This window comes from Amycolatopsis sp. NPDC004378, from assembly GCF_053602455.1.
On sequence record NZ_JBSGDR010000009.1, the window covers coordinates 208770 to 234211 of the forward strand.

At 71.8% G+C, this 25442-nt stretch carries 24 protein-coding genes; 12 read left to right on the plus strand and 12 right to left on the minus strand.

Annotation, left to right across the window (positions count from 1 at the left end):
* The first annotated feature begins 23 nt into the window (after positions 1 to 23).
* The 3 genes from ACWEN0_RS26270 to ACWEN0_RS26280 are packed head-to-tail and all read left to right on the plus strand — an operon-like array spanning position 24 to position 2839.
* Positions 24 to 836, plus strand: coding sequence for a siderophore-interacting protein (locus ACWEN0_RS26270; RefSeq protein WP_451978682.1), 813 nt, complete (start codon positions 24 to 26; stop codon positions 834 to 836).
* Positions 837 to 846: 10 nt separating this feature from the next.
* Positions 847 to 2073: a serine hydrolase domain-containing protein gene (locus ACWEN0_RS26275; RefSeq protein WP_451978685.1), complete on the plus strand. Its 1227-nt coding sequence runs from the start codon at positions 847 to 849 to the stop codon at positions 2071 to 2073.
* A gap of 49 nt (positions 2074 to 2122) precedes the next feature.
* Positions 2123 to 2839, plus strand: coding sequence for a TetR/AcrR family transcriptional regulator (locus tag ACWEN0_RS26280; RefSeq protein WP_451978688.1), 717 nt, complete (start codon positions 2123 to 2125; stop codon positions 2837 to 2839).
* 1 nt (position 2840) lies between these two features.
* Here ACWEN0_RS26280 and ACWEN0_RS26285 read toward each other — a convergent pair whose 3' ends face one another.
* Positions 2841 to 3353, minus strand: coding sequence for an N-acetyltransferase family protein (locus ACWEN0_RS26285; RefSeq protein ID WP_451978691.1), 513 nt, complete (start codon positions 3351 to 3353; stop codon positions 2841 to 2843).
* Between the two features lie 91 nt (positions 3354 to 3444).
* Between ACWEN0_RS26285 and ACWEN0_RS26290 the strand changes: the two genes are divergently transcribed.
* Positions 3445 to 4707 (plus strand): styrene monooxygenase/indole monooxygenase family protein, encoded by a 1263-nt coding sequence (locus ACWEN0_RS26290; RefSeq protein WP_451978694.1) that lies wholly within the window; start codon positions 3445 to 3447, stop codon positions 4705 to 4707.
* Here the strand turns inward: ACWEN0_RS26290 and ACWEN0_RS26295 are convergent.
* The 5 genes from ACWEN0_RS26295 to ACWEN0_RS26315 all read right to left on the minus strand — a co-directional run bounded on the left by ACWEN0_RS26295 (position 4638) and on the right by ACWEN0_RS26315 (position 10890).
* Positions 4638 to 6083, minus strand: a complete 1446-nt coding sequence (locus ACWEN0_RS26295) for an alpha/beta hydrolase (RefSeq protein ID WP_451978696.1) — start codon at positions 6081 to 6083, stop codon at positions 4638 to 4640. The genes ACWEN0_RS26290 and ACWEN0_RS26295 overlap by 70 nt on opposite strands.
* Before the next feature lie 72 nt (positions 6084 to 6155).
* Positions 6156 to 7154: a TIGR03842 family LLM class F420-dependent oxidoreductase gene (locus ACWEN0_RS26300; protein WP_451978699.1), complete on the minus strand. Its 999-nt coding sequence runs from the start codon at positions 7152 to 7154 to the stop codon at positions 6156 to 6158.
* A gap of 7 nt (positions 7155 to 7161) precedes the next feature.
* Positions 7162 to 8544, minus strand: coding sequence for a dihydropyrimidinase (hydA, locus tag ACWEN0_RS26305; protein ID WP_451978702.1), 1383 nt, complete (start codon positions 8542 to 8544; stop codon positions 7162 to 7164).
* Positions 8544 to 9326, minus strand: coding sequence for a nitrilase-related carbon-nitrogen hydrolase (locus ACWEN0_RS26310; RefSeq protein WP_451979042.1), 783 nt, complete (start codon positions 9324 to 9326; stop codon positions 8544 to 8546). The genes hydA and ACWEN0_RS26310 overlap by 1 nt, the downstream gene beginning before the upstream one ends.
* Positions 9327 to 9336: 10 nt before the next feature.
* Positions 9337 to 10890 carry an NCS1 family nucleobase:cation symporter-1 gene (locus ACWEN0_RS26315; protein ID WP_451978705.1) on the minus strand — a complete coding sequence of 518 codons (1554 nt, stop codon included), beginning with the start codon at positions 10888 to 10890 and terminating at the stop codon, positions 9337 to 9339.
* 241 nt (positions 10891 to 11131) lie between these two features.
* Between ACWEN0_RS26315 and ACWEN0_RS26320 the strand changes: the two genes are divergently transcribed.
* The 3 genes from ACWEN0_RS26320 (at position 11132) to ACWEN0_RS26330 (ending at position 14910) form a co-directional block, all read left to right on the plus strand.
* Positions 11132 to 11803: a response regulator transcription factor gene (locus ACWEN0_RS26320; protein WP_451979045.1), complete on the plus strand. Its 672-nt coding sequence runs from the start codon at positions 11132 to 11134 to the stop codon at positions 11801 to 11803.
* Complete coding sequence (locus ACWEN0_RS26325; protein WP_451978708.1) at positions 11800 to 12792, plus strand: ATP-binding protein; 993 nt, start codon at positions 11800 to 11802, stop codon at positions 12790 to 12792. Before ACWEN0_RS26320 ends, ACWEN0_RS26325 begins: the two co-directional genes overlap by 4 nt.
* Before the next feature lie 648 nt (positions 12793 to 13440).
* Positions 13441 to 14910 carry a DUF4153 domain-containing protein gene (locus ACWEN0_RS26330; RefSeq protein WP_451978711.1) on the plus strand — a complete coding sequence of 490 codons (1470 nt, stop codon included), beginning with the start codon at positions 13441 to 13443 and terminating at the stop codon, positions 14908 to 14910.
* Between the two features lie 100 nt (positions 14911 to 15010).
* On the opposite strand, the gene ACWEN0_RS26335 is transcribed toward ACWEN0_RS26330, so the two are convergent.
* Together ACWEN0_RS26335 and ACWEN0_RS26340 are read right to left on the minus strand one after the other, a co-directional pair.
* Entirely contained in the window at positions 15011 to 15373 is a 363-nt protein-coding gene (locus tag ACWEN0_RS26335; protein ID WP_451978714.1) for an SSI family serine proteinase inhibitor, read from the minus strand.
* A gap of 28 nt (positions 15374 to 15401) precedes the next feature.
* Positions 15402 to 17036 (minus strand): PucR family transcriptional regulator, encoded by a 1635-nt coding sequence (locus ACWEN0_RS26340; RefSeq protein WP_451978717.1) that lies wholly within the window; start codon positions 17034 to 17036, stop codon positions 15402 to 15404.
* Between the two features lie 133 nt (positions 17037 to 17169).
* Between ACWEN0_RS26340 and ACWEN0_RS26345 the strand changes: the two genes are divergently transcribed.
* Both ACWEN0_RS26345 and ACWEN0_RS26350 read left to right on the plus strand, forming a co-directional pair.
* The gene (locus ACWEN0_RS26345; protein WP_451978720.1) at positions 17170 to 18660 is read left to right on the plus strand and encodes a CoA-acylating methylmalonate-semialdehyde dehydrogenase; all 1491 of its coding nucleotides are present in this window, start codon (positions 17170 to 17172) and stop codon (positions 18658 to 18660) included.
* Positions 18661 to 18729: 69 nt separating this feature from the next.
* On the plus strand, positions 18730 to 19581 hold the full coding sequence (locus ACWEN0_RS26350; protein WP_451978723.1) for an aldo/keto reductase: 852 nt from the start codon (positions 18730 to 18732) through the stop codon (positions 19579 to 19581).
* On the opposite strand, the gene ACWEN0_RS26355 is transcribed toward ACWEN0_RS26350, so the two are convergent.
* Genes ACWEN0_RS26355 through ACWEN0_RS26370 form a run of 4 tightly spaced genes read right to left on the minus strand, consistent with a single transcriptional unit; the run spans position 19578 to position 22061 of the window.
* A complete protein-coding gene (locus ACWEN0_RS26355) occupies positions 19578 to 20069 on the minus strand; it encodes a hypothetical protein (RefSeq protein ID WP_451978726.1) in 492 nt (163 codons plus the stop codon). The genes ACWEN0_RS26350 and ACWEN0_RS26355 overlap by 4 nt on opposite strands.
* On the minus strand, positions 20066 to 21262 hold the full coding sequence (locus tag ACWEN0_RS26360) for a PPE domain-containing protein (protein ID WP_451978729.1): 1197 nt from the start codon (positions 21260 to 21262) through the stop codon (positions 20066 to 20068). Before ACWEN0_RS26360 ends, ACWEN0_RS26355 begins: the two co-directional genes overlap by 4 nt.
* The gene (locus ACWEN0_RS26365) at positions 21259 to 21585 is read right to left on the minus strand and encodes a type VII secretion target (protein WP_451978732.1); all 327 of its coding nucleotides are present in this window, start codon (positions 21583 to 21585) and stop codon (positions 21259 to 21261) included. The genes ACWEN0_RS26360 and ACWEN0_RS26365 overlap by 4 nt, the downstream gene beginning before the upstream one ends.
* Positions 21585 to 22061 (minus strand): YbaB/EbfC family nucleoid-associated protein, encoded by a 477-nt coding sequence (locus tag ACWEN0_RS26370; RefSeq protein WP_451978735.1) that lies wholly within the window; start codon positions 22059 to 22061, stop codon positions 21585 to 21587. The genes ACWEN0_RS26365 and ACWEN0_RS26370 overlap by 1 nt, the downstream gene beginning before the upstream one ends.
* 223 nt (positions 22062 to 22284) lie before the next feature.
* Here ACWEN0_RS26370 and hrcA point away from each other — a divergent pair, with 223 nt between their 5' ends.
* Genes hrcA through ACWEN0_RS26385 form a run of 3 tightly spaced genes read left to right on the plus strand, consistent with a single transcriptional unit; the run spans position 22285 to position 25264 of the window.
* Entirely contained in the window at positions 22285 to 23310 is a 1026-nt protein-coding gene (hrcA, locus tag ACWEN0_RS26375) for a heat-inducible transcriptional repressor HrcA (protein ID WP_451978738.1), read from the plus strand.
* Between the two features lie 31 nt (positions 23311 to 23341).
* The gene (dnaJ, locus tag ACWEN0_RS26380) at positions 23342 to 24508 is read left to right on the plus strand and encodes a molecular chaperone DnaJ (protein ID WP_451978741.1); all 1167 of its coding nucleotides are present in this window, start codon (positions 23342 to 23344) and stop codon (positions 24506 to 24508) included.
* A 3-nt stretch (positions 24509 to 24511) separates the two neighbouring features.
* Positions 24512 to 25264, plus strand: coding sequence for a 16S rRNA (uracil(1498)-N(3))-methyltransferase (locus ACWEN0_RS26385; protein ID WP_451978744.1), 753 nt, complete (start codon positions 24512 to 24514; stop codon positions 25262 to 25264).
* Positions 25265 to 25442 lie beyond the last annotated feature (178 nt).

The window sequence follows — 25442 nt, forward strand, 5'->3', positions numbered from 1 at the left end:
TTAGTTCTTGCGAGGAGTTGTCGATGGCTGAAGCACCCCGGCGGTCCGGGCGTCCCGCGGTGCGGCTGCGGGTGCTGCGCACCGAGCGGATCACCTCGCACATGATCCGGATCGTCGCGGGCGGCGAGGGCATCGCCGGCTTCACGCCCAACGCGTTCACCGACGCGTACGTGAAGGTGCTGTTCAAGGTGCCGGGCGTCGAGTACCCGGAGCCGTTCGACGTGCAGGAATGCCGCGCGACGCTGCCGCGTGAGCACTGGCCGCGGATGCGCTCCTACACGGTCCGGGCGTTCGACCCGCAGGCCGGCGAGCTGACCTTCGATTTCGTCCACCACGGCGACGAAGGCATCGCCGGCCCGTGGGCCGCGTCCGCGCAGCCGGGCGACGAGCTGCTGCTGTCCGGTCCCGGCGGCGCGTACGCGCCGGGCGCCGAGGCCGACTGGCACCTGCTGGCCGGCGACGAAAGCGCGTTGCCGGCCATCGCGGCGTCCCTCGAAGCGCTCCCGGCGGGCGTCCCGGCGCACGCCGTGATCCTGGTCGAGAACGCCGGCGAAGAGCAGGCCCTGGTGACGAAGGCGGACGCGCAGATCACGTGGCTGCACCGGTCGTCGGGCGGCGACGTCGCGGAGGCGGTGCGGGCCCTGCCGTGGCGCGCGGGCGTCGTCCAGGCGTTCGTCCACGGCGAGGCCGGGTTCGTGCGCGAGCTGCGGCGCTACCTGCTCGACGAGCGCGGCGTGCGGCGCGAGCTGCTGTCCATCTCGGGGTACTGGCGCATCGGGAAGAACGACGAAGCCTGGCGTGAGGAGAAAGCGGCCGAACGGGCTCGCGAAAAGTAACCTCGCAGGCATGGACCTCAAGGTGGACGTCGACCCGGCCGAAGCCGGCTTCGACGCGGCGCGGCTTTCCCGGATCGACACCCATTTCGACCGCTATGTCGAGGACGGACGGTTGCCCGGCTGGCTCGCGGTGGTGAGCCGGCACGGTCGGATCGTGCACGTCGGCAGTGGCGGGTACAGCGACGTCGAGGCGGGCACGCCGGTCGAGACCGACACGCTGTGGCGGATCTTCTCGATGTCGAAGCCGGTCACGTCGGTCGCGGCGATGATGCTCGCCGAAGAGGGCCTGCTGGAGCTGGACGACCCGATCTCGCGCTGGCTGCCGGAGTTCGCGTCGCCGCGGGTGTACGTCAAGGGGTCGGCGCTTCGTCCCCTGACCGAGCCGGCCACCGAGCCGATCCGCGTCTGGCACCTGCTGACGCACACGGCGGGCCTGACCTACGGCTTCCACCACGGGCACCCGGTGGACGCGATCTACCGCGCGGCGGGCTTCGAGTGGGGCACGCCGCCGGGCGCGGACCTGGCCGCGTGCTCCGAGCAGTGGGCGGCGCTGCCGCTGGTGTTCCAGCCGGGCTCGGAGTGGAACTACTCGGTGGCGACGGACGTCCTCGGGCGGCTGGTCGAGGTCGTGTCCGGGCTGGCCCTGGACGAGTTCTTCTCCTCCCGCATCTTCGGCCCGCTGGGCATGACGGAGACGGGGTTCGTGGCGGCGTCCCCCTCGCGCTTGGCGGCGTTGTACGTCCCGGATCCCGCGACGGGCCGGGCCGTCCGAAACGAAGCCTTCGGCCGCTTGGGCACCTCCCGTCCCGACTGCCTGTCCGGCGGTGGCGGCCTGGTGTCGTCCGCTTCGGACTACTGGCGCTTCACGGAAATGCTGCTGCGCGGCGGCTCGTTCGAGGACGTGCGGCTGTTGTCCCCGCGGACGGTTTCCCTGATGGCCAGCAACCACCTGCCCGGTCACGTGGACCTCGAGGAGTTCGGCCGCCCGCTGTTCGCCGAGATGCCGTTCCACGGGCACGGGTTCGGCCTGGGCTTCTCGGTGCTGGAAGACCCGGTGAAGGCCCGAACCCTGTCGTCGGCGGGAGAGTTCGCCTGGGGCGGCGCGGCTTCGACGGCGTTCTGGGTGGACCCCGACGAGGACCTGACGGTCGGCTTCTACACGCAGCTGCTGCCGTCGAGCACCTACCGGCTGCGCTCCCAGCTGCGGCAGCTGGTCTACCAGGCGCTGGTGGACTGAGGGGTGTCGCTGCGAACTAAGTTCCTTCGCTCGAACTAAGTTCCGTATAGTGACCGACATGCCCCTCGACCCGAAGCAGCGCCGCGCGGCTCGGCACGCCCAGCCGCACCCGGACGCCGCGCCCGTGCCGCGGAAGACGCCCATCACGGCCGAGCGGATCACCGACGCCGCGCTGCAGGTCATCGCCACCGAGGGCTATGACGCGCTGACGATCCGCCGGGTCGCGGCCGTGCTCGGCAGTGGGCCCTCGTCGCTGTACGCGCACATCGTCAACAAGGAGGACCTCGACGACCTGCTCATCGGCCGGCTCTTCGCCGAGGTCGAACTGCCCGAGCCCGACCCGGCTTCGTGGCGCGCGCAGCTGATCGGCGTCTACGCGCGGATCCGCGACCAGTACCTGAAGTACCCGGGCATCCCGCGGGCCGCGCTGGCCATGGTGCCGACCCACCTCGAGACGTTGCGCGTCGGCGAGGGGATCCTGGCGATCCTGCTCGCCGGGGGCGTCGAACCGTGGACCGCCGCGTGGGTGCGCGACGGCCTCACCCTCTACGTCAGCGCGTACGCCCTCGAGCGCTCGCTCGTCGAGCAGCACCACGACGGAGACTGGGTCCTCAGCCGCGACGAGCTCGTCGAGCGGTTCAAGGCCCTGCCCGCCGACCGCTTCCCGAACACCCGGCGCCACGCGGCCGAACTGACGTCCGGCACCGCGCACGAGCGGTTCGACTTCATGCTCGGCCTGATGATCGACAACCTCACCGCGCGCTGACTCAGCGGGGCAGCCGGACCTCGGCCTCCGCGAGACCGTCCGCGATCACGTGCTTCCCGCCCGCCCAGTCGAGCAGCTCCGCCACCGGCTTGTTGTCGGCGAAGTACACCGCCGTGAAGCGGTCGAAGCCGCGCTCCAGCGCCGCCAGCCCGAGCATGTGCAGCAGCGCCGTCGCCAGCCCGACCCGGCGCCACGCGGGCGCGACCGCCACCGCGATCTCCGCCACCCGCCTGCTCGTGGCCTCGTACCGGGCGACCGCCACGCCCGGGCCTTCGAGGCAGCGCGCCACCAGGGCGAACCGGCGCTGGTAGTCCAGCACCGTCAGCCGCTCCAGCAGCCGGGGTGTCACCCTCGGGGCCGAGCCGCAGAAGCGGCGCCGCAACGTCTCCGGGTCCGCGGTGCGGATGGCTTCGCCCAGCTCGGGCGCGTCCGCCGGGGTGAGCGGCCGGACGCGCACCCACCGGTTGTCGCGGAGGCGGATCGTGCGGTCGTATCCCGTCGGCGGCTGCGTCACCGCGCCACCCTAGCGGCCGCCCCTTCGGGCAGGGCGGTTTTCGGCAGAACGAGTACGTTGGCAGGCAAGGGCTTTCGGGGGAGGGGCGGCCATGCGGCGGATCGGGATCGTCGGAGCGGGGCAAGCCGGGCTGGTCCTGGCCATTGGTTTACGCCAATCGGGCTATGCCGTGACGGTGTTCGCCGAACGCACCGCGGAAGACGTGCGTGCCGGCCGGCTCGTCTCCAACCAATGCGTCTTCGCTCCCGCCCTGCAGCGGGAACACGAGCTGGGCATCGACTTCTGGGACGCGCCGCCCATCCGCGAAGTCGCGTTCGCGGCCGCGGGCAATGGTGCCGAGCCCGCGATTTCCTGGCGCGTCGGGCTCGACCGGCCCGCGCGGTCGGTCGACCAGCGCGTCAAGGTTTCCGGCTGGATGGCGGAGTTCGAGCGCCTCGGTGGTGACATGCGCATCGGCCGTGTCACGCCGGACGTCCTCGACGAGTGTGCCCGGGAATGCGACCTGCTCATCGTGGCGGCCGGCCGCGGTCCGCAGTTCGACGCGCTGTTCCCGCGCGACGACGAACGTTCGCCGTACCGCGAGCCCCAGCGCGCGATCGGCGTGCTGTACGTCGAGGGGACGCTGGATGCGGTGCCGGGCCTGACGTTCGGCCTGGCGCCGGTCGGCGAGTTCTTCCTGCTGCCGGTGCTTTCCGTGCACGGCCCGGTGCACGGCATCGGGTTCTTCGGCCTGCCCGGCGGCCCGATGGACGTCTGGACCGACGTCACCGACGTCGACCAGCACTACGAGACCGCGCGGAACCTGCTGCGCGCGCACTACCCGTGGCAGGCGAAGCTGCTCGACGACGCCCGCCCGGCGGCGCCCACCGAGATGCTGCACGGCCGGATCACGCCGGTCGTGCGGCACCCGGTGGGCACCCTGCCGTCCGGGGCGAAGGTCCTCGCGATGGGCGACACCGCGGTGACCAACGACCCGGTCGGCGGTCAGGGCGCCAACATGGCCGCCCGCGCGGCCCGGGCGTACCAGGAAGCCATCGTCGAGCGCGCCGACCGGCCGTTCGACGAAGAGTTCATGCACGACGCCTTCGCGCGCTACTGGCAGCACGCCCGGCACGCCACACTCTTCAACAACGCCCTCCTGGCCCCGCCGCCGCCCCACGTCCTGGCCACTTTGGACGCCGCGCAGCGCGTACCCGAAGTGGCGCACCGGTTCGCGCACCTCTTCGAGGACCCGGCCGGCTACGAAAGCTGGCTGGGCGACCCCGACGCGGCGATGGCCTACCTTCAGTCGAAGGGGCCCTTGTCCGGCGCGCAGACCGTGCCGGGCGCCGGGACGGCGCCGGTCGCGAAGTAGCGGTCGAGCCAGCCGTCGACACACGCGCTCTTGCCGCGCGAGCCGTGGCCGTACGTGTCGAGGCTCAGCAGATGCGCGTTGCCCAGCAGGCGTTCCGTGCGCCGCGCCCCCGCATAGGGCGTCTCGAGGTCGCCCTTTCGGTTGGCCAGCAAAAGGATCGGCGCCGTCGGGCGGTTCCACGGGCCGGTGTAGCGGCCGGTGTCCGAGACGTCCCAGCTCGCGCACGGGAGCGTCTTGTAGACGTCGTACGGGCCGAAGCCGCGCCCGGCCTCGTCGGCACGCCGGGCGTAGTCCCACCACACCGCCGGGTCACGCGGGTTGTCCGCGTCCGAGCAGAGGGTCGCGCCGCCACCCAGCAGGGAGTCGACGTCCGGCGGGCCGCCCGCCGAGGCCGGGGCGCGTGCCGCTGGGTCCGCCAGAGCCTGCAGGAACGACGCCAGCCGCGGCGCGGCCTGGGCGTCGGTCAGGTAGTTGTGGATCGTGGCGATCGCGCTCGGGTAGGTGACGACGACCTGCTTGCCCGTCGTGTCCGTCACCGTGATGGGTCCGGTTTGGAGCCGGTCGAGGATTGTGTCGTAGTCGAAGGCGCAGCGCGACGCGCAGGCGTCCAAAAAGGACTGTACGGCCCGCGGGCCGTCTTCGTAACCGCGCAGGCGGTAGCTCATCGGACCGGGGCCGGTCGCCCAGCGCGTCGGGTCGTCGACGGCGTCGAGCGCCAACGTTCCGACCCGGCCGGGAAACAGGTTGGCGTAGGTCTCGCCGAGGTAGGTGCCGTACGACTTCCCGTAGAAGCGCAGTTTCCGCTCGCCGAACGCCGCCCGCAACCGGTCGAGGTCGCGGGCGATCGTGCCGGTCGACAGGTGGTTGGCCAGGGGACCCGCGTTCCGCTCGCAGAGATCGGTGACCGTGCGGGTGTCCGCGATCTGCCGCTGCTCGGCGTCGCGGGTCAGCGGGAACGTGCCGAGCGCCCGCTGGAGCACCTCGAGCTGCGAAGGATCGGTGAAACAGTGGATCTTCGAGCTGGCGCCGACACCGCGCGGGTCGACCCCGACGATGTCGTAGTGCTCGTGCAGGAAAGGCGTCAACGCGGGCGCGAAGCGGCCGGACGAGCCCGGCCCGCCGGGGTTGTAGAAGACGGTGCCCAGTTTGCGGGCCTGGTCGGTGGCCGGGAGCCGGCCGACGGCGATGGACACGGTTCCCAGCGAAGGGTCCTGATAGGACAGCGGGACGTCGAGGTGGCCGCATTGGTATCCGGCGGCGCACGCGGCTTCCCAGACGATTCCGGCCGGGCTCGCCGCGGCCGCGGGCGCGAGTGCGCCCACGGCGAGCGCGGCGGCCCCCAAAGCCAGCGCGGCGCGGAGTTTCGGAGCGTTCATGGCCCCGATCGTCCCGTCACCGGGACCGGGGGCGCGCTGGTGCGCACCCCCGGAAGCGGAGTAGGGCGAGCCCTACGCGGTGAGCTTCGGGATGATCTGCGCCCCGTACGACGCCAGCGTCGCCTCGCGGTCGTCGTGCATCAGGTACAGCGAGAACTGGTCGACGCCCAGCTCCGCCAGTTCCTGCAGCCGTTCGACGTGGGACGACGCCGGGCCCAGGAGGCAGAACCGGTCGACGATCTCGTCCGGCACGAACTCCGTCGACGGGTTGCCCGCCTTGCCGTGGTGGCTGTAGTCGTAGCCCTCCCGCTCGCGGATGTAGTCCGTCAGCTCTCGCGGCACCGCGCCCGTCGAGCCGTAGCGCGCGACCAGGTCCGCGACGTGGTTGCCGACCATCCCGCCGAACCAGCGCAGCTGTTCGCGCTGGTGCGGCAGGTCGTCGCCGACGTACGCCGGGGCCGCGACGCAGATCGTGATGCCGCCCGGGTCACGGCCGGCCGCGCGGGCGGCGTCGCGCACCGCGCCGATCGTCCAGCGCGCGATCGCCGGGTCCGCGCACTGCAGGATGAAGCCGTCGGCGTGCTCGCCGACCGTCTTCAGCGCTTTCGGCCCGTACCCGGCCATCCACATCTCCAGGCGGCCGTTGCGGATCCACGGGATCCGCACGGTCGTCTCGTTCATTTCCACCGCGCGGCCTTCGGCGAGGTCCTTGACCACGCGCATGCAGTCGCGGACGGTGGCCAAAGTGGACGGTGGCTTGCCCACGACCCGGTGCGCGGAGTCGCCGCGGCCGATGCCGCAGACCGTCCGGTTGCCGTACATGTCGTTGAGCGTGGCGAACGTCGAGGCCATCACCGACCAGTCCCGCGTGCCCGGGCTGGTCACCATCGGCCCGACGACCAGCGACGACGTCGCCGCCAGGATCGCCGAGTAGATGACGAACGGCTCCTGCCACAGCACGCAGGAGTCGAACGTCCAGCCGTAGCGGAACCCGGCGTCCTCGGCGTCCTTCATCAGCCGCACGACGTCCCGCGCGGGCGGGTCCGTCTGCAGCACGATCCCGAAGTCCATGACTACCTCAGTTCAGGTACTGGTTCAGCTCACGGGACAGGAACTTGCCGTGCGACGTCGACCCGGTGAACCCGTCCGGGGAGACGACCACGCGTCCCCGCGACAGCACGGTGTGCACGCGGCCGGTCAGCTCGAACCCTTCGTACGCCGAGTAGTCCACGTTCATGTGGTGCGTTTCGGCGGACAGGGTCTGCGTCGCCGCCGGGTCGTAGATCACGATGTCCGCGTCCGAACCCGCCGCGATGACACCCTTGCGCGGGTACAGCCCGAACATCCGCGCCGGCGTCGCCGAGCACGTCTCGACCCAGCGCCCGAGCGTCAGCTCGCCCGCGACGACGCCCTGGTGCAGCAGGTCCATCCGGTGCTCCACGCCCGGCATGCCGTTCGGGATGGCCCGGAAGTCGCCGCGCCCCAGCTCTTTCTGGTCCTTGAAGCAGAACGGGCAGTGGTCGGTGGACACCACGGACAGGTCGTTCGTCCGCAGCCCCCGCCACAGGTCGGCCTGGTGCGACTTCTCCCGCAGCGGCGGGGAGGCGACGTACTTGGCGCCCTCGAAATCCGGTTTCGCCAGGTCCTCAATGGACAGGTACAGGTACTGCGGGCACGTCTCGGCGAAGACGTTCTGACCGTCGTTGCGTGCCTCCGCGACCGCCGCAAGCGCTTGCGACGCCGAGAGGTGCACGATGTACAGCGGTGAGCCGGTCACCTTCGCGAGCTGGATCGCCCGCGATGTCGCTTCGCCCTCCAGCTCGGGTGGACGCGTGTACCCGTGCTGCACCGGGTCGATGTTCCCGGCCTCGAACGCCTGCGCGGCCAGCTGGTCGATCGCGATGCCGTTCTCGGCGTGCATCATGATCGTCGCGCCGATCTCGCGCGCCTTCTGCATGGCCAGCAGGATTTCGCCGTCGGTGGAGTAGAACACGCCCGGGTAGGCCATGAACATCTTGAAGCTGCCGACGCCGCCGTCGACGCAGGCTTCCATCTCCTTCAGCGACTGGTCGTTGACGTCGCTGACGATCATGTGGAAGCCGTAGTCGATCGCGCAGTTGCCGTCCGCCTTGGCGTGCCACTTGTCCAGTGTGGACAGCAGGGACGTGCCCTTGGCCTGGACGGCGAAGTCGATGATCGTCGTGGTGCCGCCCCAGGCCGCCGCCGTGGTGCCGGTCGAGAACGTGTCGACCGAGTGCGTCCCGCCGAACGGCATCTCCATGTGCGTGTGCGCGTCGATGCCGCCGGGCAGCACGTACTTGCCTCCTGCGTCGATCGTCTCGTCGCCGGTCAGCGTCCCGGGCGCCCCGACGGCGGCGATGGTCTCGCCGTCGACGAGGACGTCCGCGAGCAGCGCGCCCGACGGGGAGACGACCTGACCGCCCGAGATGAGCGTGGTCATCAGGCCTCCGTGAGCGGGCCGTAGGTGTCCGGGCGGCGGTCGCGGTAGAACGCCCACAGGTCCCGGACCTCGTCGAGCTGCGCCATGTCGAGGTCGCGCACCACCACCTCGTCCTCGGTGTCGGACGCGGCGTCGCCGATCAGCTGCCCGCGCGGGTCGGCGAAGTACGTCTGGCCGTAGAAGTCGTTCTCGCCCAGCGGTTCCACCCCGACGCGGTTGATCGCGCCGACGAAGTACTCGTTGGCCACCGCGGCCGCCGGCTGCTCCAGCCGCCACAGGTACTGCGACAGCCCGCGGCTGGTCGCCGACGGGTTGAACACGATCTTCGCCCCGGCCAGGCCGAGCGCCCGCCAGCCCTCGGGGAAGTGCCGCTCGTAGCAGATGTAGACGCCGATGCGGCCCACGGCGGTGTCGAACACCGGGTAGCCCAGGTTGCCGGGCCGGAAGTAGAACTTCTCCCAGAAGCCCTTGACCTGCGGGATGTGGTTCTTGCGGTGCTTGCCGAGGTAGGTGCCGTCGGCGTCGATCACCGCGGCGGTGTTGTAGTAGACGCCGGGCTGCTCGACCTCGTACATCGGCACGACGAGCACCACGCCGTGGCGCTCGGCGACCTCCTGCATGAGCTGGGTCGTCGGGCCGTCCGGGATGCCTTCGGTGTAGGAGTAGAACTCGGTGTCCTGCACCTGGCAGAAGTACGGCCCGTAGAACAGCTCCTGCAGGCAGACGACCTGGGCGCCCTGCGAGGCGGCGGTGGCGATGTGGTCGACCGCCGCCTTGATCATGGACTCCTTGTCACCCGTCCACCGCTGCTGGATCAATCCGGCTCGGACGACGCTCACTTGCTTCCTCCTTGTTAGCGGATACCGACAGGGCGGCGAAGACGACGAACGCGCCGACGAAGCCGACCACCCAGTTGTAGTCGTAAAGGGGCTTGAGGAACGGGATCAGGCCGCCGTCGGGGAACGGCCCGCCGTAGGCGCCGCCGACGGCCAGCACGGCTCCCACCAGCGTGGCGACCAGCGCGCGCCAGTTCCAGCCGCCGCTGAACCAATACACCCCATCGGGTGTGTAGAGGTCCTTCAGCTTCAGCTTGGTGCGGGCGATCACCCAGTACCCGGCGACGAGCACGCCCGCGACGGCGCCGAGCAGGCCGCCGTAGAAGCCGAGCCACGCGAAGATGTAGATGCTCGGGTCGGAGTAGAGCCGCCACGGCTGGATCAGGATGCCGATGACGCCGGTGATGCCGCCGCCGACCGCGAACGTGATCTTCTTCGGGAAGGCGTTCGAGAAGTCGTAGGACGGGCTGACGACGTTGGCCGCGAGGTTCGCCGAAATCGTCGCCAGCACGAGCGCGATCAGGGCGACGACGACCACGACCGGGCTGGAGAACTTGTCCGCCAGCTGCGCCGGGTCCCAGATGTCCTCGCCGTAGAGCACGTGCCCGCCCGACGTCGTCAGGATGGCCACGATCGCGATGAACGTCATGGTCGTCGGCAGGCCGAGGATCTGGCCGCGGACCTGCTTGCGCTGGCTGCCGCCGAAGCGGGTGAAGTCCGGCATGTTCAGCGAGAGCGTCGACCAGAACGCGATCATCGCCATCAGCGACGGCGCGAACACCTTCCAGAAGTCCGGGCCCCAGCCGAGCTTGCCGCCGTCGGACAGGATCGGGCCGAGCCCGCCCGCCTTGACCAGCACGTAGCCGAGCAGGATGAGGAAGCCGACCGACACCAGCGGCGCCGTCCAGTTCTCGAACCGGCGGACCGCCTCCATGCCGCGCCAGATGATGAGCATCTGACCGATCCAGAAGACCACGAAGGACAGCCACAGTGTCCAGTGCTGGCCGGCGACCACCGGCGAGTCGCGCCACCACGAGCCGAGCAGCCGGCCCAGGATGACGTAGATCGCTTCGCCGCCGACCCAGGTCTGGATGCCGAACCAGCCGCACGCGATGAACGCCCGCAGCAGCGCGGCCAGGTTGGCGCCGCGCAGGCCGTAGAACGCGCGGGCGAACACCGGGAACGGGATGCCGTACTTCGTGCCGGCGTGGCTGTTGAGCAGCATCGGCGCGAGCACGACGATGTTGCCGATGGTGATCGTGATCAGCGCCTGCACCCAGTTCATGCCGAGCGCGATCAGCGACGCGGCCAGGGCGTAGCTGGGGATGTTGTGCGCCATCCCCATCCAGAGCGCGAAGTAGTTGTAAGTGGTCCAGGTCCGTTTTTCGACGGGAACGGGTGCCAGTTCGGAGTTGAAGAACCGGCTGCCTTCGAGAGACCCGACGTCGGCGGGGTCCAGTTCGACCCGGCCGTCGTCGTGCACGCGCTGGTCTGCGGGTGTCGGCGCCATTGCGGAATCCTGCGCGTCCGGTTGTGACGAGGGCAACGGCAGTCTGTTCACTCTTCGCTGATCAGGAGTGCAGTCTGTCGATTGCGCGAACGGGCGCCGGAGTGCATGACCTGTGTCACACATCTCCCCGTCATCAACCGGCAAAGCGGGTGAAACGTCTCCACAGGATCTCCACACTTCACGCGAACCGTCTCCACCGGGGGTGCATAGGGTCGTGGCCATGGAACTGGGTGGGCGGCGCGTGCTGGTCGTCGAGGACGACGTCACGATCGCCGCGTCGATCGCGGCCCGGCTGCGGGCCGAAGGGTTCAGCGTGGAGGTCGCCCACGACGGGCCGGCCGCCGTCGAAGCGGACAGCGCTTTCGAGCCGGATCTCGTGGTGCTGGACGTGATGATCCCGGGGTTCGACGGCCTGGAGGTCTGCCGCCGCATCCAGGGGCGGCGGCCGGTGCCGGTGCTCATGCTGACCGCGCGCGCCGACGAGACGGACCTGCTGGTCGGCCTGGGCGTCGGCGCCGACGACTACCTGACGAAGCCGTTCTCGATGCGGGTGCTGACCGCGCGGGTGCACGCGCTGCTGCGGCGGGTCGACCGCTCGGCCGCGGTCCCGGGCACCCGGATCGTGCTCGGCGACCTCGAGATCGACGTCGACCAGCGGCGCGTCGCCCGGGCCGGGGTCGCGGCGCAGCTGACGCCGATCGAGTTCGACCTCCTGGTGCACTTCGCGCGGCGGCCGCGGGCGGTGCAACCGCGGGAACGGCTGCTGTCGGAGGTGTGGGACTGGGACGTCCACGGCACTTCCGCGGGCACCCGGGCGGTCGACAGCCACATCAAGGCGCTGCGGCGGAAGCTCGGGGCCGACCTGATCCGGACCGTGCACGGAGTCGGCTACGCACTGGAGGCGGGATCGTGAACCTCGTGCCGCGGCCCCTCGACCGGATCCGGTCGATCAAGCTCAAACTCGCCATCCTGATGGTCGCCTCGGGTGGCATCGCGTTCGCGTTCTTCAACTGGCAGATCGGCTGGCTGCCACCCCGGACGACGATCACGGCGATGGTCCTGGCGCTGGTGCTCTCCCAGGTGCTGGCCCACGGGATGACGCGCCCGCTGCGCGAGATGACGGCGGCGGCCCGCGCGATGGCGAAGGGCGACTACACCCGCCGGATCCGCGCGACGACCCGCGACGAAGTGGGCTCGCTGGCCCGGGCGTTCAACCAGATGGCCGCCGACCTCGGCGACGCGGACCGGCAGCGTCGCGAGCTGGTCGCGAACGTCTCCCACGAGCTGCGCACACCGATCACGGCGCTGAACGGCGTGCTGGAGAACCTGGTGGACGGCGTCGAGGACGCCGATCCCGCGACGTTGAAGACGGCGCTGCAGCAGACCGAGCGCCTGGCGACGCTGGTGGACGAGCTCCTGGACCTGTCCCGGCTCGACGCGGGGGCGATCCCGCTGCACAGGACTTCCTTTCCGTTGGCGTCATTGCTTTCCTCGGCGGTCTCCGAAGCGGCGCTGGTGCGCGGGGTGACGTTCTCGGTGTCGGTTTCGCCGCCCGACGCCGTGGTGACGGCGGACCGCGGCCGGCTGTTCCAGGTGGTGGCCAACCTGCTGGAGAACGCGGCCCGCCACGGCCCGGCGGGCGGCTCGGTCCGGGTCCTCGCGGAGGTCCGGCCGGGCGAGGTCCGCATCGACGTCTGCGACGAGGGGCCCGGGATCGCCCCAGCCGACCGCGAGCGGGTGTTCGAGCGGTTCACCCGGGGCGAGCGTCCGTCCGGTGGCGGAACGGGCCTCGGGCTGGCGATCGCCCGGTGGGCGGTGGAACTGCACGGCGGAACGATCGGGGTGGTCGAACCGGCCACCGGAGTGGGCAGCCGGATCCGGGTGACGTTGCCGACGAGCTGAAGTTGTCCGAAGACCGCGGCGGCGGGCCTCGCGCCGCGCATTCGCAAAAGCGAACATCGACTCGTGTGTTGCCCGGTGGGTGAGGCACGGAAGGAAGCGGGCGAGATGCCGAAGAACAGAACGGGCGGCTCCGGCGCGGGAGACCGCGTGCCACGGGGGAAGCGGCAGGTGGCCGCGGGTGTCCCGGCAGACGAGGCTGCGGGTGGCGCACCCGGGGCGGCGGGGCGAGGTGCGGCCCGAGCGGACGGGGCTGCCGACCGGGTGGCTGGCGGGGCGGCGGGGCGAGAACCGGCGAGTGCGGCTCGAGCGGATGCGGCTGCCGGGCGAGTTGGCGGGGCGGCGGGGCGAGAACCGGCGAGTGCGGCGCGAGCGGGCGGGGCGGCGGGGCGAGAACCGGCGAGTGCGGCGCGAGCGGGCGGGGCGGCGGGGCGAGAACCGGCGAGTGCGGCCCGAGCGGGCGGGGCTGCCGACCGGGTGGCTGGCGGGGCGGCGGGGCGAGAACCGGCGAGTGCGGCCCGAGCGGACGGGGTTGCCGACCGGGTGGCTGGCGGGGCGGCGGGGCGAGGTTCGGCGAGTGCGGTCGGCGCCGCCGAGCGAACAGCCGGTGGTTCGGTGGGCGGGGCTGTTGCAGGGCCGGGTCCCGGTGGTGTGGCGGTCGCCGAGCGGCCCGCTGTTCCGGTCCTCTCCCTGCCGGTCCCGCCGCCCAAGTCGGCCGTCGTTCCGCTCCCACCCGCCGTCCTTCCCGCGGCCGTCCTCGCCGGGATTGCCGCCGCTCTCGTCCTGCCCGTCGACCGGCCCGGGATCGGCTGGCTGCTCGCCGGACTCGCCGCTGCCGCAGCCGTCTTCGTCGCCGACCGGCGGTCGAGACCCGCGGGGGAAACCGGCTTCACCTGGGGCAATGCCGGCTGGGCCGCCCTCACCCTCGCCCTTCTCGGGATGGGCGCCGTGCGGGCGTCGGGGTGGTTGTTCGTCCTCTGCGCGCTCGCCGCCGTGGTCACCGGGTCGCTGGCCGTCGTCGGGGCGCGGACCGTCAACTCCGTCCTCTACGACATGCTCGCCGTTCCCCTCGAGGCCGTGCGCGCCATTCCGTGGGCGGGCCGCGGCGTGGGACGGTTCGCCGCCCGCCGCGACGGCGTCGCCCGGCGGATCGCGCTCGCCGTGCTGGCCGCCGCCGTGCTCGTGGCCGTCTTCGTTCCGCTGCTCGCCAGTGCCGATGCCGCCTTCGCCGCCGTCGTCAGCGCCGTGATCCCGGATCTCGGCGTCGACGTGCTCGTCCGGTGGTGTGGTGTCTTCGCGGTCGTCACGTCGGTCGTCGCCGGGGCCTGCTACTTCCTGGCCGCCCCACCGCACCGCGCGACGGCGGACCGTCCTCACCGGACGAAGAACGGTCTGGAGTGGACGGTCCCGCTCGGCGTCCTCGTGCTGCTCTTCAGCGTGTTCGTCGGCGTGCGGCTGGTCGTGCTGTTCGGCGGGACCGGATACGTCCTGCGCACCAGCGGCCTGACGTCGGCCGAGTACGCCCGCAGCGGCTTCTGGCAGCTGTGCGCCGTCACGGTCCTGACGCTCGCCATCGTCGCCGCGGCCTTGCGCTGGGCGCCGAACGCGACCAGGGCCGACCGGCTTCGGCAGCGGGTCCTGCTGGGCGCCTTGAGCGCGTTGAGCCTGGTGCTCGTCGGGTCGGCGTTGAGTCGCATGTGGACCTACCAGGAGGCCTACGGCTTCACCGTCCTGCGGCTGCTCGTCGAGGTCTGCGAACTCTGGTTCGGCGCCGTGTTCGTCCTGGTGCTGGTCTCGCTGGTCAAGCTCCGCTCGACGTGGCTGCCGCGCGCCGCGATCGGGGCCGCCGCCGGGGCGCTGCTGGTGCTCGCCGTCCTCGACCCGGAACGCCTGATCGCCGACGCCAACCTCGACCGCGCGGCCGCCGGGAAACCGCTCGACCACCGGTATCTCGCGGGTTTTTCGGCCGACGTCGTCCCGGTCGTGTCGGCCCGGTTGCCCGAGCCGTTGCGGACGTGCGTGCTGCGCGAAGTCCTCGCCGGCGACACCCCCGACGGCTGGCCCGCCTGGAACCTCAGCCGCGCCGCGGCACGTGACGTGCCTCTCGGCCGCTGCGGCTGAACCGGGCGCCCCGGTCTTGCGTGGTTAAGAGAGTTGCGCGGAAGCCACCGGACCGTCGTGGGGGCGGCCCGGCGGCTTCCGCGCGCCGGGCACGCCCGCGTCAGAACGCGAAGACGTCGTCCGAGTCGCGGTCCGCCGCGCAGCGGTTCGGGAACGTCGTCTGGTACGACACCGGCTTTCCGCGCCAGCTGCCGACCACCGTGACGTCCACCGGGGCGTAGATCAGCGTGCACATCTGGTGCCGGGCGTTGATCTTCGAGAAGTCGCCGCCGGCGCTGGAGAGCACCGAGCACGCCTTGTCGCGCTTGGGGTGCGTGCCGCCGGTCGGGTCGCACGTGAGCACCACCGAGCTGACGCGGTTCGCGGTGTCGTGGCTGGTGAGCTGCAACGTCGACGCCGGCGGGTGCGCGGGCGCGAGGCAGCTCAAGCTCATCAGGCAGGCTGCGAAGGGAAGGATGGCCATATCGGTTCCATCGGCAGCCCGGGACCGATCACTGTGCTCCTCGTCCGGGTGACTCTTCTTCGCTCGTCCGGGTGAGGTCCCCCGCCAGCAGCGCGACGTAGAGCGAGAGCATCGACTCCGGGTCCTCCAGCCGGACGCCCAGCACCTGCTCGATCCGGGCGAGCTGCTGGTAGTACGCCGTCCGCGAGGTGTGCGCCGCCGCGGCCGCCGCGGACTTGTTGCCGCCCTGCTCGCAGTAGTGCCGCAGGGCCTGCACGAGCCGGCTGCCGGACGCCGCGTCCCGCTGGAGCAGCGGGCCCAGTTCCCGGTGCGCGAACGCCGTCACGCGCTCGTCGCCCGAGAGCAGGTGCAGCAGGCCGCGCAGGCGGACGTCGGAAAGCCGGTGCAGCACGCGCGTGTCGCCCGTCCCGAGCGCCGCCGCCGCGACCTGGCCGGCCTCCAGCAGCGTCCGGCCCGCTTCGGCCGGGGAGAGCACCGTCGTGCCGACGGCCAGCACACCCGGCGCGCTGCCGCGGGCCTCGTGGACGTCGGTGGCCAGCCGGTGCAGCACCGCGTCGGCGTTCGCCTCCGGCGACAGCGCGATCAGCGCCCGCACGCCCAGGTCGTCCGTCGCGACCAGTGCCGACACCTTCGCGCGGCGCGCCGCCAGGACCGTCGCCTCGGCCAGTTCGCGCAGCACCGGCGGCGTGGACAGCGCGGGCCGGGTGCCGGTCAGCCGGGGCCGCGCCGCCAGCCCGACCAGCTGCCGCCCGGTCAGCGGCACGGCCAGCGCCGAAGCTCGCGCCAGCAGCTCCGCCGACGGCGCGGGCGACGCGAGCAGCTCGGTCAGGACGGCGCGGTGCGCCTGCCGCTCGAGGCCGTCGGTGTCCTTCGCGACGAGCCGGTGCACGGCCAGCGCGGACGCGGCCCGCTCGGCGACCACGCGGTGGCGGTGCGGCGGCGGGTCGGCGCACACCACGACGAGCCGGCCCCAGTCGTGCCCGCGGGCGCCGACCACCGTCACCAGCCAGCCGGACGCCGGGTGGTAGCCGGTCCGCTCGCCGAGCTGGACCACCCGCGACCGGGCGGGCCAGCCGGTGAGCAGCTCCGCCGGATCGGTGCCGGCCGCGTCGTAGGCGAGCACCTCGTGCGAAAGGGTCTCCAGCACCACCGGCTGCTCGGTCAGCCGCGCGACCTCGCCGAGGACGACGCCGGGCTCGGCGCCCGCGACCGTGAGCGCGGTGAACGTCTCGTGCACGCGTTCGGCGGCGCGCAGCTCGGCGACCTGGGCGTCGACGATCTGGCCGTTCACCGCCTCGGTGACGCTCACGTACCGCGTCTCCCGCGACAGCGTCACCAGCGGCAGCCCGTGCTTCTCCGCGGCCTCGACCAGGGCGGCCGGCAGCTTGTCGTTCCAGTGCCGGACCAGCTCGATCACCAGGCCGGCGGCGCCGACCCCGGCCAGGTCGGCGACGTAGCGGGCCAGCGCCGGGCCGTCGTCGGGCAGCGCGACGCCGGTCGTCAGCACGAGTTCGCCGCCGCGCAGCAGGTGCGCGATGTCGGCGACCTCGGCGACGTGCGCCCAGCGCACCGGGGCGTCGAGCCCGGCCGTGCCGGCGACGACGTGCGGGCGGCCCTGGCGCAGCACCGGCAGCGCGAGCACCTCGGCGACGGTCGGGTACATGGCTCCTCGCGGTCTGATCGGCAGGGACAGACTGTACGGCCGGGAGTCAACTGACGTACACGTTGCCGATGGCGTTGGCGTGGCGCCCGCCCCGAGACTCGGGAGGACGTCCCCGAGCGAAGGAGCGCCTGCCGTGACCGACCGCATCAGCCACTGGATCGACGGCAAGCCGTTCACCGGGACCGCCGGGCGCTCCGGCGAGGTGTTCGACCCCGCGACCGGGCAGGTCCGCGCGCACGTCGACTTCGCGGGCGACGCCGAGGTCGAGGCCGCCGTCGCCGCGGCCAAAGCGGCGCTGCCGGGCTGGCGCGGGACGTCGCTGGCCGGCCGGACGCGGGTGCTGTTCGCCTTCCGCGAGCTGCTCTCCGCGCGCAAGCACGAGCTGGCGAAGATCGTCACGAGCGAGCACGGCAAGGTCGAGTCCGACGCGGCGGGCGAGGTCGCGCGCGCGATCGAGAACGTCGAGTACGCCTGCGGCGCCGCGCAGCTGCTCAAGGGCGGCTTCAGCGAGAACGCCTCGACCGGCGTCGACGTCTACTCGATCGCGCAGCCGCTCGGCGTGGTCGGCGTGATCTCGCCGTTCAACTTCCCGGCCATGGTGCCGCTCTGGTTCGTGCCCAACGCCCTGGCGTGCGGCAACACCGTCGTGCTCAAGCCGAGCGAGAAGGACCCGTCGGCCGCGGTGTTCATCGCCGAGCTGCTGGCCGAGGCCGGGCTGCCCGCGGGCGCGCTCAACGTGCTGCACGGCGACAAGGTGGCGGTGGACGGGCTCCTCGAACACGAGGACGTCAAGGCGATCTCGTTCGTCGGGTCGACGCCGATCGCGCGGTACGTCTACGAAACCGGCACCCGGCACGGCAAGCGCGTCCAGGCCCTCGGCGGGGCGAAGAACCACATGGTCGTGCTGCCCGACGCGGACCTCGACCTCGCCGCGGACGCCGCGGTGTCGGCCGGGTTCGGCTCGGCGGGGGAGCGCTGTATGGCGGTGTCGGTGGTCGTGGCCGTCGACCCGGTCGGCGACGAACTGGTGCGCAAGATCAGCGAGCGGATGGCGCGCCTGCGCGTCGGCGACGGCCGGGACCCCGAGTCGGAGATGGGCCCGCTCGTCACCAAGGCGCACCACGCGCGGGTGGCGTCCTATGTGGACGCCGGTGTCGAGTCGGGCGCGTCGCTCGTCGTGGACGGCCGCGGCATCGAGGTCGACGGCGACGGCTTCTGGCTCGGCCCGACGCTGTTCGACCACGTCCGCCCCGAAATGTCCATCTACACCGACGAAATCTTCGGCCCGGTGCTGTCGGTGGCGCGCAGCGCGTCCTACGACGACGCGCTGGACCTGATCAACGCCAACCCGTACGGCAACGGCGTGGCGATCTTCACCGGCGACGGCGCGGCGGCCCGGCGGTTCCAGAACGAGGTCGAGGTCGGCATGGTCGGGGTCAACGTCCCGATCCCCGTCCCGGTCGGCTACTACTCCTTCGGCGGCTGGAAGGACTCGCTGTTCGGCGACAGCCACGCGTACGGGCCGGAGGGCTTCCACTTCTTCACCCGGACGAAGGTCGTGACGTCGCGCTGGCCGGACCGCTCGCACGCCGGGGTCAACCTGGGCTTCCCGCGCAACTCCTGAACGGGAATCGTCCGCGGGGCCGCCGGGTTGGCACCGGAGAGGGGACCCGCGGACGACGTCAGGAGAAGAATGAGCGCGAAGAACTCCGGCACCTTCACCCTCGGCGGCGACCTGCCGGTGCACCGCCTCGGCTACGGCACCATGCAGCTCACCGGCCCCGGTGTCTGGGGTGACCCGAAGGACCCCGAGGAAGCGGTCCGGGTGCTGCGGCGCGCCGTCGAGCTGGGCGTGAACCTGATCGACACGGCCGACGCCTACGGCCCGTTCGTCGCCGACCTGCTCATCAAGAAGGCGCTGCACCCGTACACCGACGACCTCGTCATCGCGACGAAGGCCGGCTTCACCCGGCAGGGCCCGAACCAGTGGGTCCCGGTCGGCCGCCCCGAGTACCTGCGCCAGCAGGTCGAGCTGAGCCTGCGGAACCTCGGCCTCGAGCGGATCGACCTGCTGCAGCTGCACCGGATCGACCCGAAGGTGCCGGTGGCCGAGCAGGTCGGCGAGCTGAAGAAGCTCCAGGAGGAAGGCAAGATCCGGCACATCGGCCTGTCCGAGGTGAGCGTGGCCGACCTGCAGGAGGCGCAGAAGACGGCCGAGATCGTTTCGGTGCAGAACCTGTTCAACCTGGCCAAGCGCGACGCCGAGCCGCTGCTGGAGCACGCGGCCGCGCACGGCATCGCGTTCATCCCGTGGTTCCCGCTGGCCACGGGCGCGCTGGCCGGCGAGGACAGCCCGCTGGGCACGCTGGCGAAGGAGCACCAGGCGACGCCGTCGCAGCTCGCGCTGGCGTGGCTGCTCAAGCGGTCGCCGGTGGTGCTGCCGATCCCCGGGACGTCGTCGGTCGCGCACCTCGAGGACAACGTCGCGGCGGCGGACATCGAGCTGACCGACGCCGAGTTCGACGCCCTGACCGAGGCGGTCTAAGCGGGCAGGACGTTGATCAGCAGCTTCGACCGCGGGGCGATCAGCACCGTGTTGACGCGGTCCGGCCGGATCCGCTCGCGGAGCTTCCGTTCCAGCGGGTAGGTCCGGCCGCCCGTCTTCAGGTAGTAGTGCTCGTTGTAGCCCTGGCTGAGCCGGGTGGAGAGCGCGATCGGGTGGCCGTCGCCGGGCCGTTGCCTGCCGAAGTCGTGGGTCCAGCCCGTGGTCGCGACCAGCTGACCGCTCCGCACGTCCGCCAGCCGGCGCCAGCAGACGAACGCGAACCACGCGGTGATCGCCAGGATCGGGACGAGGGTGCCGAGGACTTCGGCGGCGGTCTCCGCCGCGGCGGAGACCAGCACCGCCACCACGAGGCCGGCGACGACCAGGACGGCCGCGACCCAGAAGGTGAAGTCGAGCAGCTTTCCCCGTTGCGAGGGGTGGAGCCGGCCGTGGCGGTTGGCCAGCTCCACCTCGGCCTGCTCGATCACTCGGCCCCGCCTTCGGGGTGTTCCTTCTCGTAGGCCTCCCGGCCTTCGTGATAGCGGTCGATCTGTTCGTTCTCCTGACGGCGGCCCTCGGTCACGACACCGACGGTGTCCGCCGTGCTCCACCCCGGATAGCCGCCGGCCTTCTGCCACTCCGCCGGCTTGAGCGCGCTGCGGCCGTCCTCCGAGTACTTGTCGCCGAGGCCTTCGACCTTTTCGCGGCCGGGGACATGGGACTCAGCGGCGTCGCTCCAGCCCTTCGCCGTCTCCTCGGCGGACTTCGCCTCTTTGCCGGCCTGCTTGAGCTCGTTGGCCTTCTGCTCGATCTTCGCGGCCGTGTCGACGCTCTTGTCCACGATCTTGTCGACGCTCTTCCCGGCCTTCTTCAGCGCGTTCGCCGCGCCTTCGAGGGCCGCCTTCGACTTGCCGGCGCCCTTCGCCAGGCTCTCCAGCTTCTCGACGACCTTCGTGATGCGCGTGCTGATCTTCTCGGCCAGCACCCCGCCCTCGACGACGGTGTCGGCGATGAACGCCGCGATCGTCCCGCCGAAGGTGCACCAGGACGCGGCGAGCGCGGCCAGGGCCTTGATGATCAGCTCGCCCACGAACGACGAGATCATGTCACGGATCAGCCCGCGCTCGGTGCCGACCAGGGCCGCGCCGATGTTCATGGCCGTCGACGCGCCTTCGGCGTGCGACGCGGCACCGCGCAGGACGCCGACGTAGCTCTCCGCCGTCCGCTGGTAGGCCTCGGCCGAGCCGCAGTCGCTGAAGGACTCCTGGACCTTCTTCGCCTTCTGCTCGTACGACTCGGCGGTCTCGTTGAGCTGCTTCGCGATGTTCGTCCAGGTCACGGCCTTGGCCGTGATCGCCTCGGGCTTGCCCGCGAGCTTGTCGAGCCCGTCCTTGAGGAAGCTGATGTGCTCGATCAGCCAGCCGACTCCGGCGCTCGCGAGCGTGCCGAGCGGGTCCATCGCCGCGCCGAGCAGGTCGAGGGCGTCGGTGCCGACGTCCATCGCGAGGTTGCCCCAGTCGCCGTTGCGGGCGTCGGTGAGCGTGGACGCGGCGTCGCTGAAGATGCCGGCGCCGCCGGTCTGGGCGTTGAGGTTGTCCAGCTCGCCCTTGGCCGGGTCGCCCATGCCGGTGGTGAGGCCGCCGGGCGACTCGGCCGTCGCGACCAGGGAGTTCTCGGTCATGCGGGCAGCTCCTTGCCGATGCCTTCGAGCAGGCACTTCGTCTTCTCTTCGTGCTCCCGGAAGGCCGTGTGCGCCTTCTTCACGCGGTCGGCCACGTCGTGCCCGGCCTCGACGGCCGCGTTCAGGAAGCCGTCGGCGGTGGTCAGCCACACCTGGATCGGGATCGCGAACACCTGCCCGACCAGCCCGAACGCGTCGAAGTCGAGCGCCTGTGCGGTGCCCGCGGCGTCGACCGCCTGCTGCACGCGGTCGGCGATCTCGCGGATCTCGTCCTCGTGCCCGCCGAGGACGTCGAAGTCGACCTTCATCCCTTCGCCCGCCATCACAGCCCCCGGCGCAGGATCGGGCCGCCGAAGTCTTCGTCGTCGTCCGGGCGCGACGGCCGGGCCGGGCGCGGGGGCGGCGGGTTTTCCTGCGGCTTCTCGGCGAATTCCCAGCGCGGCGGCGCCGCTTCTTCTTCCGGCAGTTCGGGCGCCGGGATCTGTTCCTTCAGGAATTTCATCGCGTCGCTGTCGGCGCCGATGACGGGCGCCATCACGGCGGTCAGCTGCTGGGCGGCGTCGACCTGGGCGCGCTTGGCCGTCGCCAGGATCTCGGCCGCCAGCCGGGTGCGCGGCAGCTCGTCCGCACGCGGGCCGAAGGAGAGTTCCTGCAGCGCACCGCCGGTGTTGACGGTGACGGTGACGGCACCGTCGGCACTCGTGGCGGTCGCGGCGATGTGCTCGAGGCGCGCCTTCGCCTCCGCTGCCCGCCGGGCGATGTCGGGCATTCCGGCCGAAGCGGGTTCAGTGGGGTTCACGGCGACCTCGGAAGTCGGGGAAGGGCATGCGGATCAGAGGCAGCAAACCGCTTTTCGGTTCCCCCGACAACCCGGGAAATTGTTTCGGGAAGAATGCATGGGAATTCGTTTGTCGGGCCTTTACCCGGACGTGGCCCGCCGCCGGGCGGGCCGGGGTTGAGCACGACCGGCTCAGGCTTCCGTAAACTCGGGGTGAGCAGCGAGCGAGGTAGGTGAGGAACCGGTGGCCAACGCGGATGAGCGCCGCTTCGACGTGCTGCGCGCGATCGTGGCCGACTACGTGTCCAACCAGGAGCCGGTCGGGTCCAAGGCGATCGTCGAGCGGCACAACCTGGGCGTTTCCAGCGCGACCGTGCGCAACGACATGGCGACCCTGGAAGAAGAGGGCTACATCACCCAGCCGCACACCAGCGCCGGCCGCGTGCCGACCGACAAGGGCTACCGCCTCTTCGTCGACCGGCTCTCGGAGATCAAGCCGCTCTCCACGGCCGAACGCAAGGCCATCACCACCTTCCTCGACAGCGGCACCGACCTCGACGACGTCCTCCGCCGCTCGGTCCGGCTGCTCGCGCAGCTGACCCGGCAGGTCGCCGTCGTCCAGTACCCGATGCTGACCAACGCCGCCGTGCGGCACCTCGAAGTGGTGCCGCTCACCCCGGCGCGGCTCATGCTCGTGCTGATCACCGACTCCGGGCGCGTCGACCAGCGCACGGTCGACCTCGGCGACGTCGTCACCGAGGAGGACGTGGCCCGGCTCCGGACCGTGCTCAACACGGCCATGGCCGGACGGCGGCTCAACGAGGCCGCCGCCCGCGTCGCCGAGCTGCCCGACAAGGCGCCCGGCGAGCTGCGGGACGCGCTCATCCGCGTCTCGACGGTCCTGGTCGAGTCCCTGGCCGAACACCCCGAGGAACGCCTGGTCCTGGGCGGTACCGCCAACCTCACCCGCAACGTCGCCGACTTCCCCGGCTCCCTGCGCCAGGTCCTCGAAGCCCTCGAGGAGCAGGTCGTCGTGCTCAAGCTGCTGGCCGCCGCGCGCAACCCCGGTGCGATCACGGTGCGCATCGGTGAGGAAAATGAAGACGAGCAGATGCGCAGCACCTCGGTCGTCTCGATCGGCTACGGCCGCGACGACGTGGTGCTCGGCGGCATGGGGGTGGTCGGACCGACCCGGATGGACTACCCCGGCACGATCGCCGCGGTGCGCGCGGTCGCCAACTACGTGGGGCAGATCCTGGCCGGCCGCTGAGCCGGGCAGAGCAGAAGGAGAAGCAGAGACGGTGGCGAGGGACTACTACGGCATCCTCGGGGTGGCGAAGAACGCGAGCGATCAGGACATCAAGCGCGCGTACCGGAAGCTGGCCCGGGAGCTGCACCCCGACGTCAACCCGTCGGAGGACGCGCAGCACCGCTTCGGCGAGGTCACCACGGCCTACGAGGTGCTGTCCGACCCGCAGAAGCGCAAGATCGTCGACCTCGGCGGCGACCCCATGGACAACGGGGCCGGGCGCGGCGGGGGCGGCGACCCGTTCGCCGGGTTCGGCGGCCTCGGCGACATCATGGACGCCTTCTTCGGCGCGGCCGGCGGCGGTGGCGGCCGGGGCCGCGGGCCCCGCAGCCGGGTCCAGCCCGGCTCCGACGCCCTCATCCGGCTCGGCCTGAGCCTGGAGGAGTGCGCCACCGGTGTCGACAAGGAGATCGCCGTCGACACCGCGATCGTCTGCGACCTCTGCCGCGGCGCCGGCACGTCCGAAGGCACCTCGGTCAAGACCTGCGACACCTGCGGCGGCGCCGGCGAGGTCCAGTCCGTCCAGCGGTCCTTCCTCGGCCAGGTCGTCACGGCCCGCCCGTGCCCGGTCTGCCGCGGCTTCGGCGAGGTCATCCCCGACCCCTGCCGCCAGTGCGGCGGCGACGGCCGCATCCGCGCCCGCCGCAACGTCACGGCCAAGATCCCGCCGGGCGTCGGCGACGGCATGCGCATCCGGCTGTCCGGCCAGGGCGAGGTCGGCCCCGGCGGCGGCCCGGCGGGCGACCTGTACGTCGAGATCGACGAGACCCCGCACGAGGTCTTCGTCCGGCAGGGCCACGACCTGCACTGCAACTTCCGCATCCCGATGACCACCGCCGCCCTCGGCGCCACCGTGCCCATCGCGACGCTCGTCGACGGCGACTACGAGCTCGACATCGAGCCCGGCACCCAGCCCAACGCCGAGCTCGTCCTCACCGGCAAGGGCATGCCGCGGCTGCGGTCCTCCGGCCGCGTCGACGGCCGCGGCGACCTGCACGTCCACATCGACGTCCAGGTGCCGACCAAGCTCGACGAAGCCCAGCGCGACCTGCTGGTCGAGCTGGCCCAGCAGCGCGGCGAAGAAGCCCCGACGCTGTCGTCCAACGGGAACAAGCACGGCGGCCTGTTCTCCAAGCTGCGCGCCAAGAACCACCGCTGACCCGTGCCCGACACCACCCTGCCGGTCTTCCTCGCCGCGTCCGTGCCCGCCTCCGGGCGCACGGTCCTCGACGGCGAGGAAGCCCGGCACGCGGCCACGGTCCGCCGCCTGCGCGCGGGGGAGCGGCTGGTGCTCTCCGACGGCGCCGGCGCGATGGCCCGCTGCGTCGTCGAGGCCGTCCAGCCGGGCCGCGACGCCGCGGTCACGCTGTCGGTCGAGGAACACTGGACCGAGGAACCACCCGCTCTGCGCGTCGTGGTCGCCCAGGCCCTCGCCAAAGGCGACCGCGGCGAGCTGGCGGTCGAGCTGGCCACCGAGGCCGGCGTCGACGCCGTCGTGCCCTGGCGCGCCGCCCGCAGCGTCGCCAAGTGGGAAGACGGCAACCGCGGCGGCAAAGCCCTCGCCCGCTGGCGCGCCACCGCCCGCGCGGCCGCCAAACAAGCCCGCCGCGCCCACGTCCCCGACGTCACCGAACCCGTCACCACCGGCGAGCTCGCCGAGCTGGTCGCCACCATGAGCCTCGCGATCGTGCTCGAATCCGGCACCCCGGCCCGCCTCACCGACCTCGCCCTCCCCGACACCGGCGACATCCTCCTCGTGGTCGGCCCCGAGGGCGGCATCACCGACGCCGAGCTTCGCACCCTGTGCGAAGCCGGTGCTCAGGCCGTTCGCCTCGGCACGACCGTCCTGCGCACCTCCACCGCCGCGGCCGTCGCCCTCGGCGCGCTCGGCGCCCTCACCACCCGGTGGCGGTGAAAAGATCACCGGAAAAAAGCCCCCCGATTTTGCGCCCAGTTATGGCGCGATCACACTCCGACCCGTTACTCTCGTTTACTAACGCGCCACCCACCGTTTCGGCGCGCCACTGGGAAAGCACAGACCCCGCCGGGCACCTCCCCCCTCGGTCCGGCGGCCGCCGCGGCTGCGGTAGATC

Excerpts from the sequence above, each read along its gene's own strand:
- ACWEN0_RS26270 (WP_451978682.1), top strand. The coding sequence starts at position 24 with ATGGCTGAAGCACCCCGGCGGTCCGGGCGTCCCGCGGTGCGGCTGCGG.
- ACWEN0_RS26275 (WP_451978685.1), top strand. The coding sequence starts at position 847 with ATGGACCTCAAGGTGGACGTCGACCCGGCCGAAGCCGGCTTCGACGCG.
- ACWEN0_RS26290 (WP_451978694.1), top strand. The coding sequence starts at position 3,445 with ATGCGGCGGATCGGGATCGTCGGAGCGGGGCAAGCCGGGCTGGTCCTG.
- ACWEN0_RS26295 (WP_451978696.1), bottom strand. The coding sequence starts at position 6,083 with ATGAACGCTCCGAAACTCCGCGCCGCGCTGGCTTTGGGGGCCGCCGCG.
- ACWEN0_RS26300 (WP_451978699.1), bottom strand. The coding sequence starts at position 7,154 with ATGGACTTCGGGATCGTGCTGCAGACGGACCCGCCCGCGCGGGACGTC.
- hydA (WP_451978702.1), bottom strand. The coding sequence starts at position 8,544 with ATGACCACGCTCATCTCGGGCGGTCAGGTCGTCTCCCCGTCGGGCGCG.
- ACWEN0_RS26310 (WP_451979042.1), bottom strand. The coding sequence starts at position 9,326 with ATGATCAAGGCGGCGGTCGACCACATCGCCACCGCCGCCTCGCAGGGC.
- ACWEN0_RS26315 (WP_451978705.1), bottom strand. The coding sequence starts at position 10,890 with ATGGCGCCGACACCCGCAGACCAGCGCGTGCACGACGACGGCCGGGTC.
- ACWEN0_RS26335 (WP_451978714.1), bottom strand. The coding sequence starts at position 15,373 with ATGGCCATCCTTCCCTTCGCAGCCTGCCTGATGAGCTTGAGCTGCCTC.
- ACWEN0_RS26340 (WP_451978717.1), bottom strand. The coding sequence starts at position 17,036 with ATGTACCCGACCGTCGCCGAGGTGCTCGCGCTGCCGGTGCTGCGCCAG.
- ACWEN0_RS26350 (WP_451978723.1), top strand. The coding sequence starts at position 18,730 with ATGAGCGCGAAGAACTCCGGCACCTTCACCCTCGGCGGCGACCTGCCG.
- ACWEN0_RS26360 (WP_451978729.1), bottom strand. The coding sequence starts at position 21,262 with ATGACCGAGAACTCCCTGGTCGCGACGGCCGAGTCGCCCGGCGGCCTC.
- ACWEN0_RS26365 (WP_451978732.1), bottom strand. The coding sequence starts at position 21,585 with ATGGCGGGCGAAGGGATGAAGGTCGACTTCGACGTCCTCGGCGGGCAC.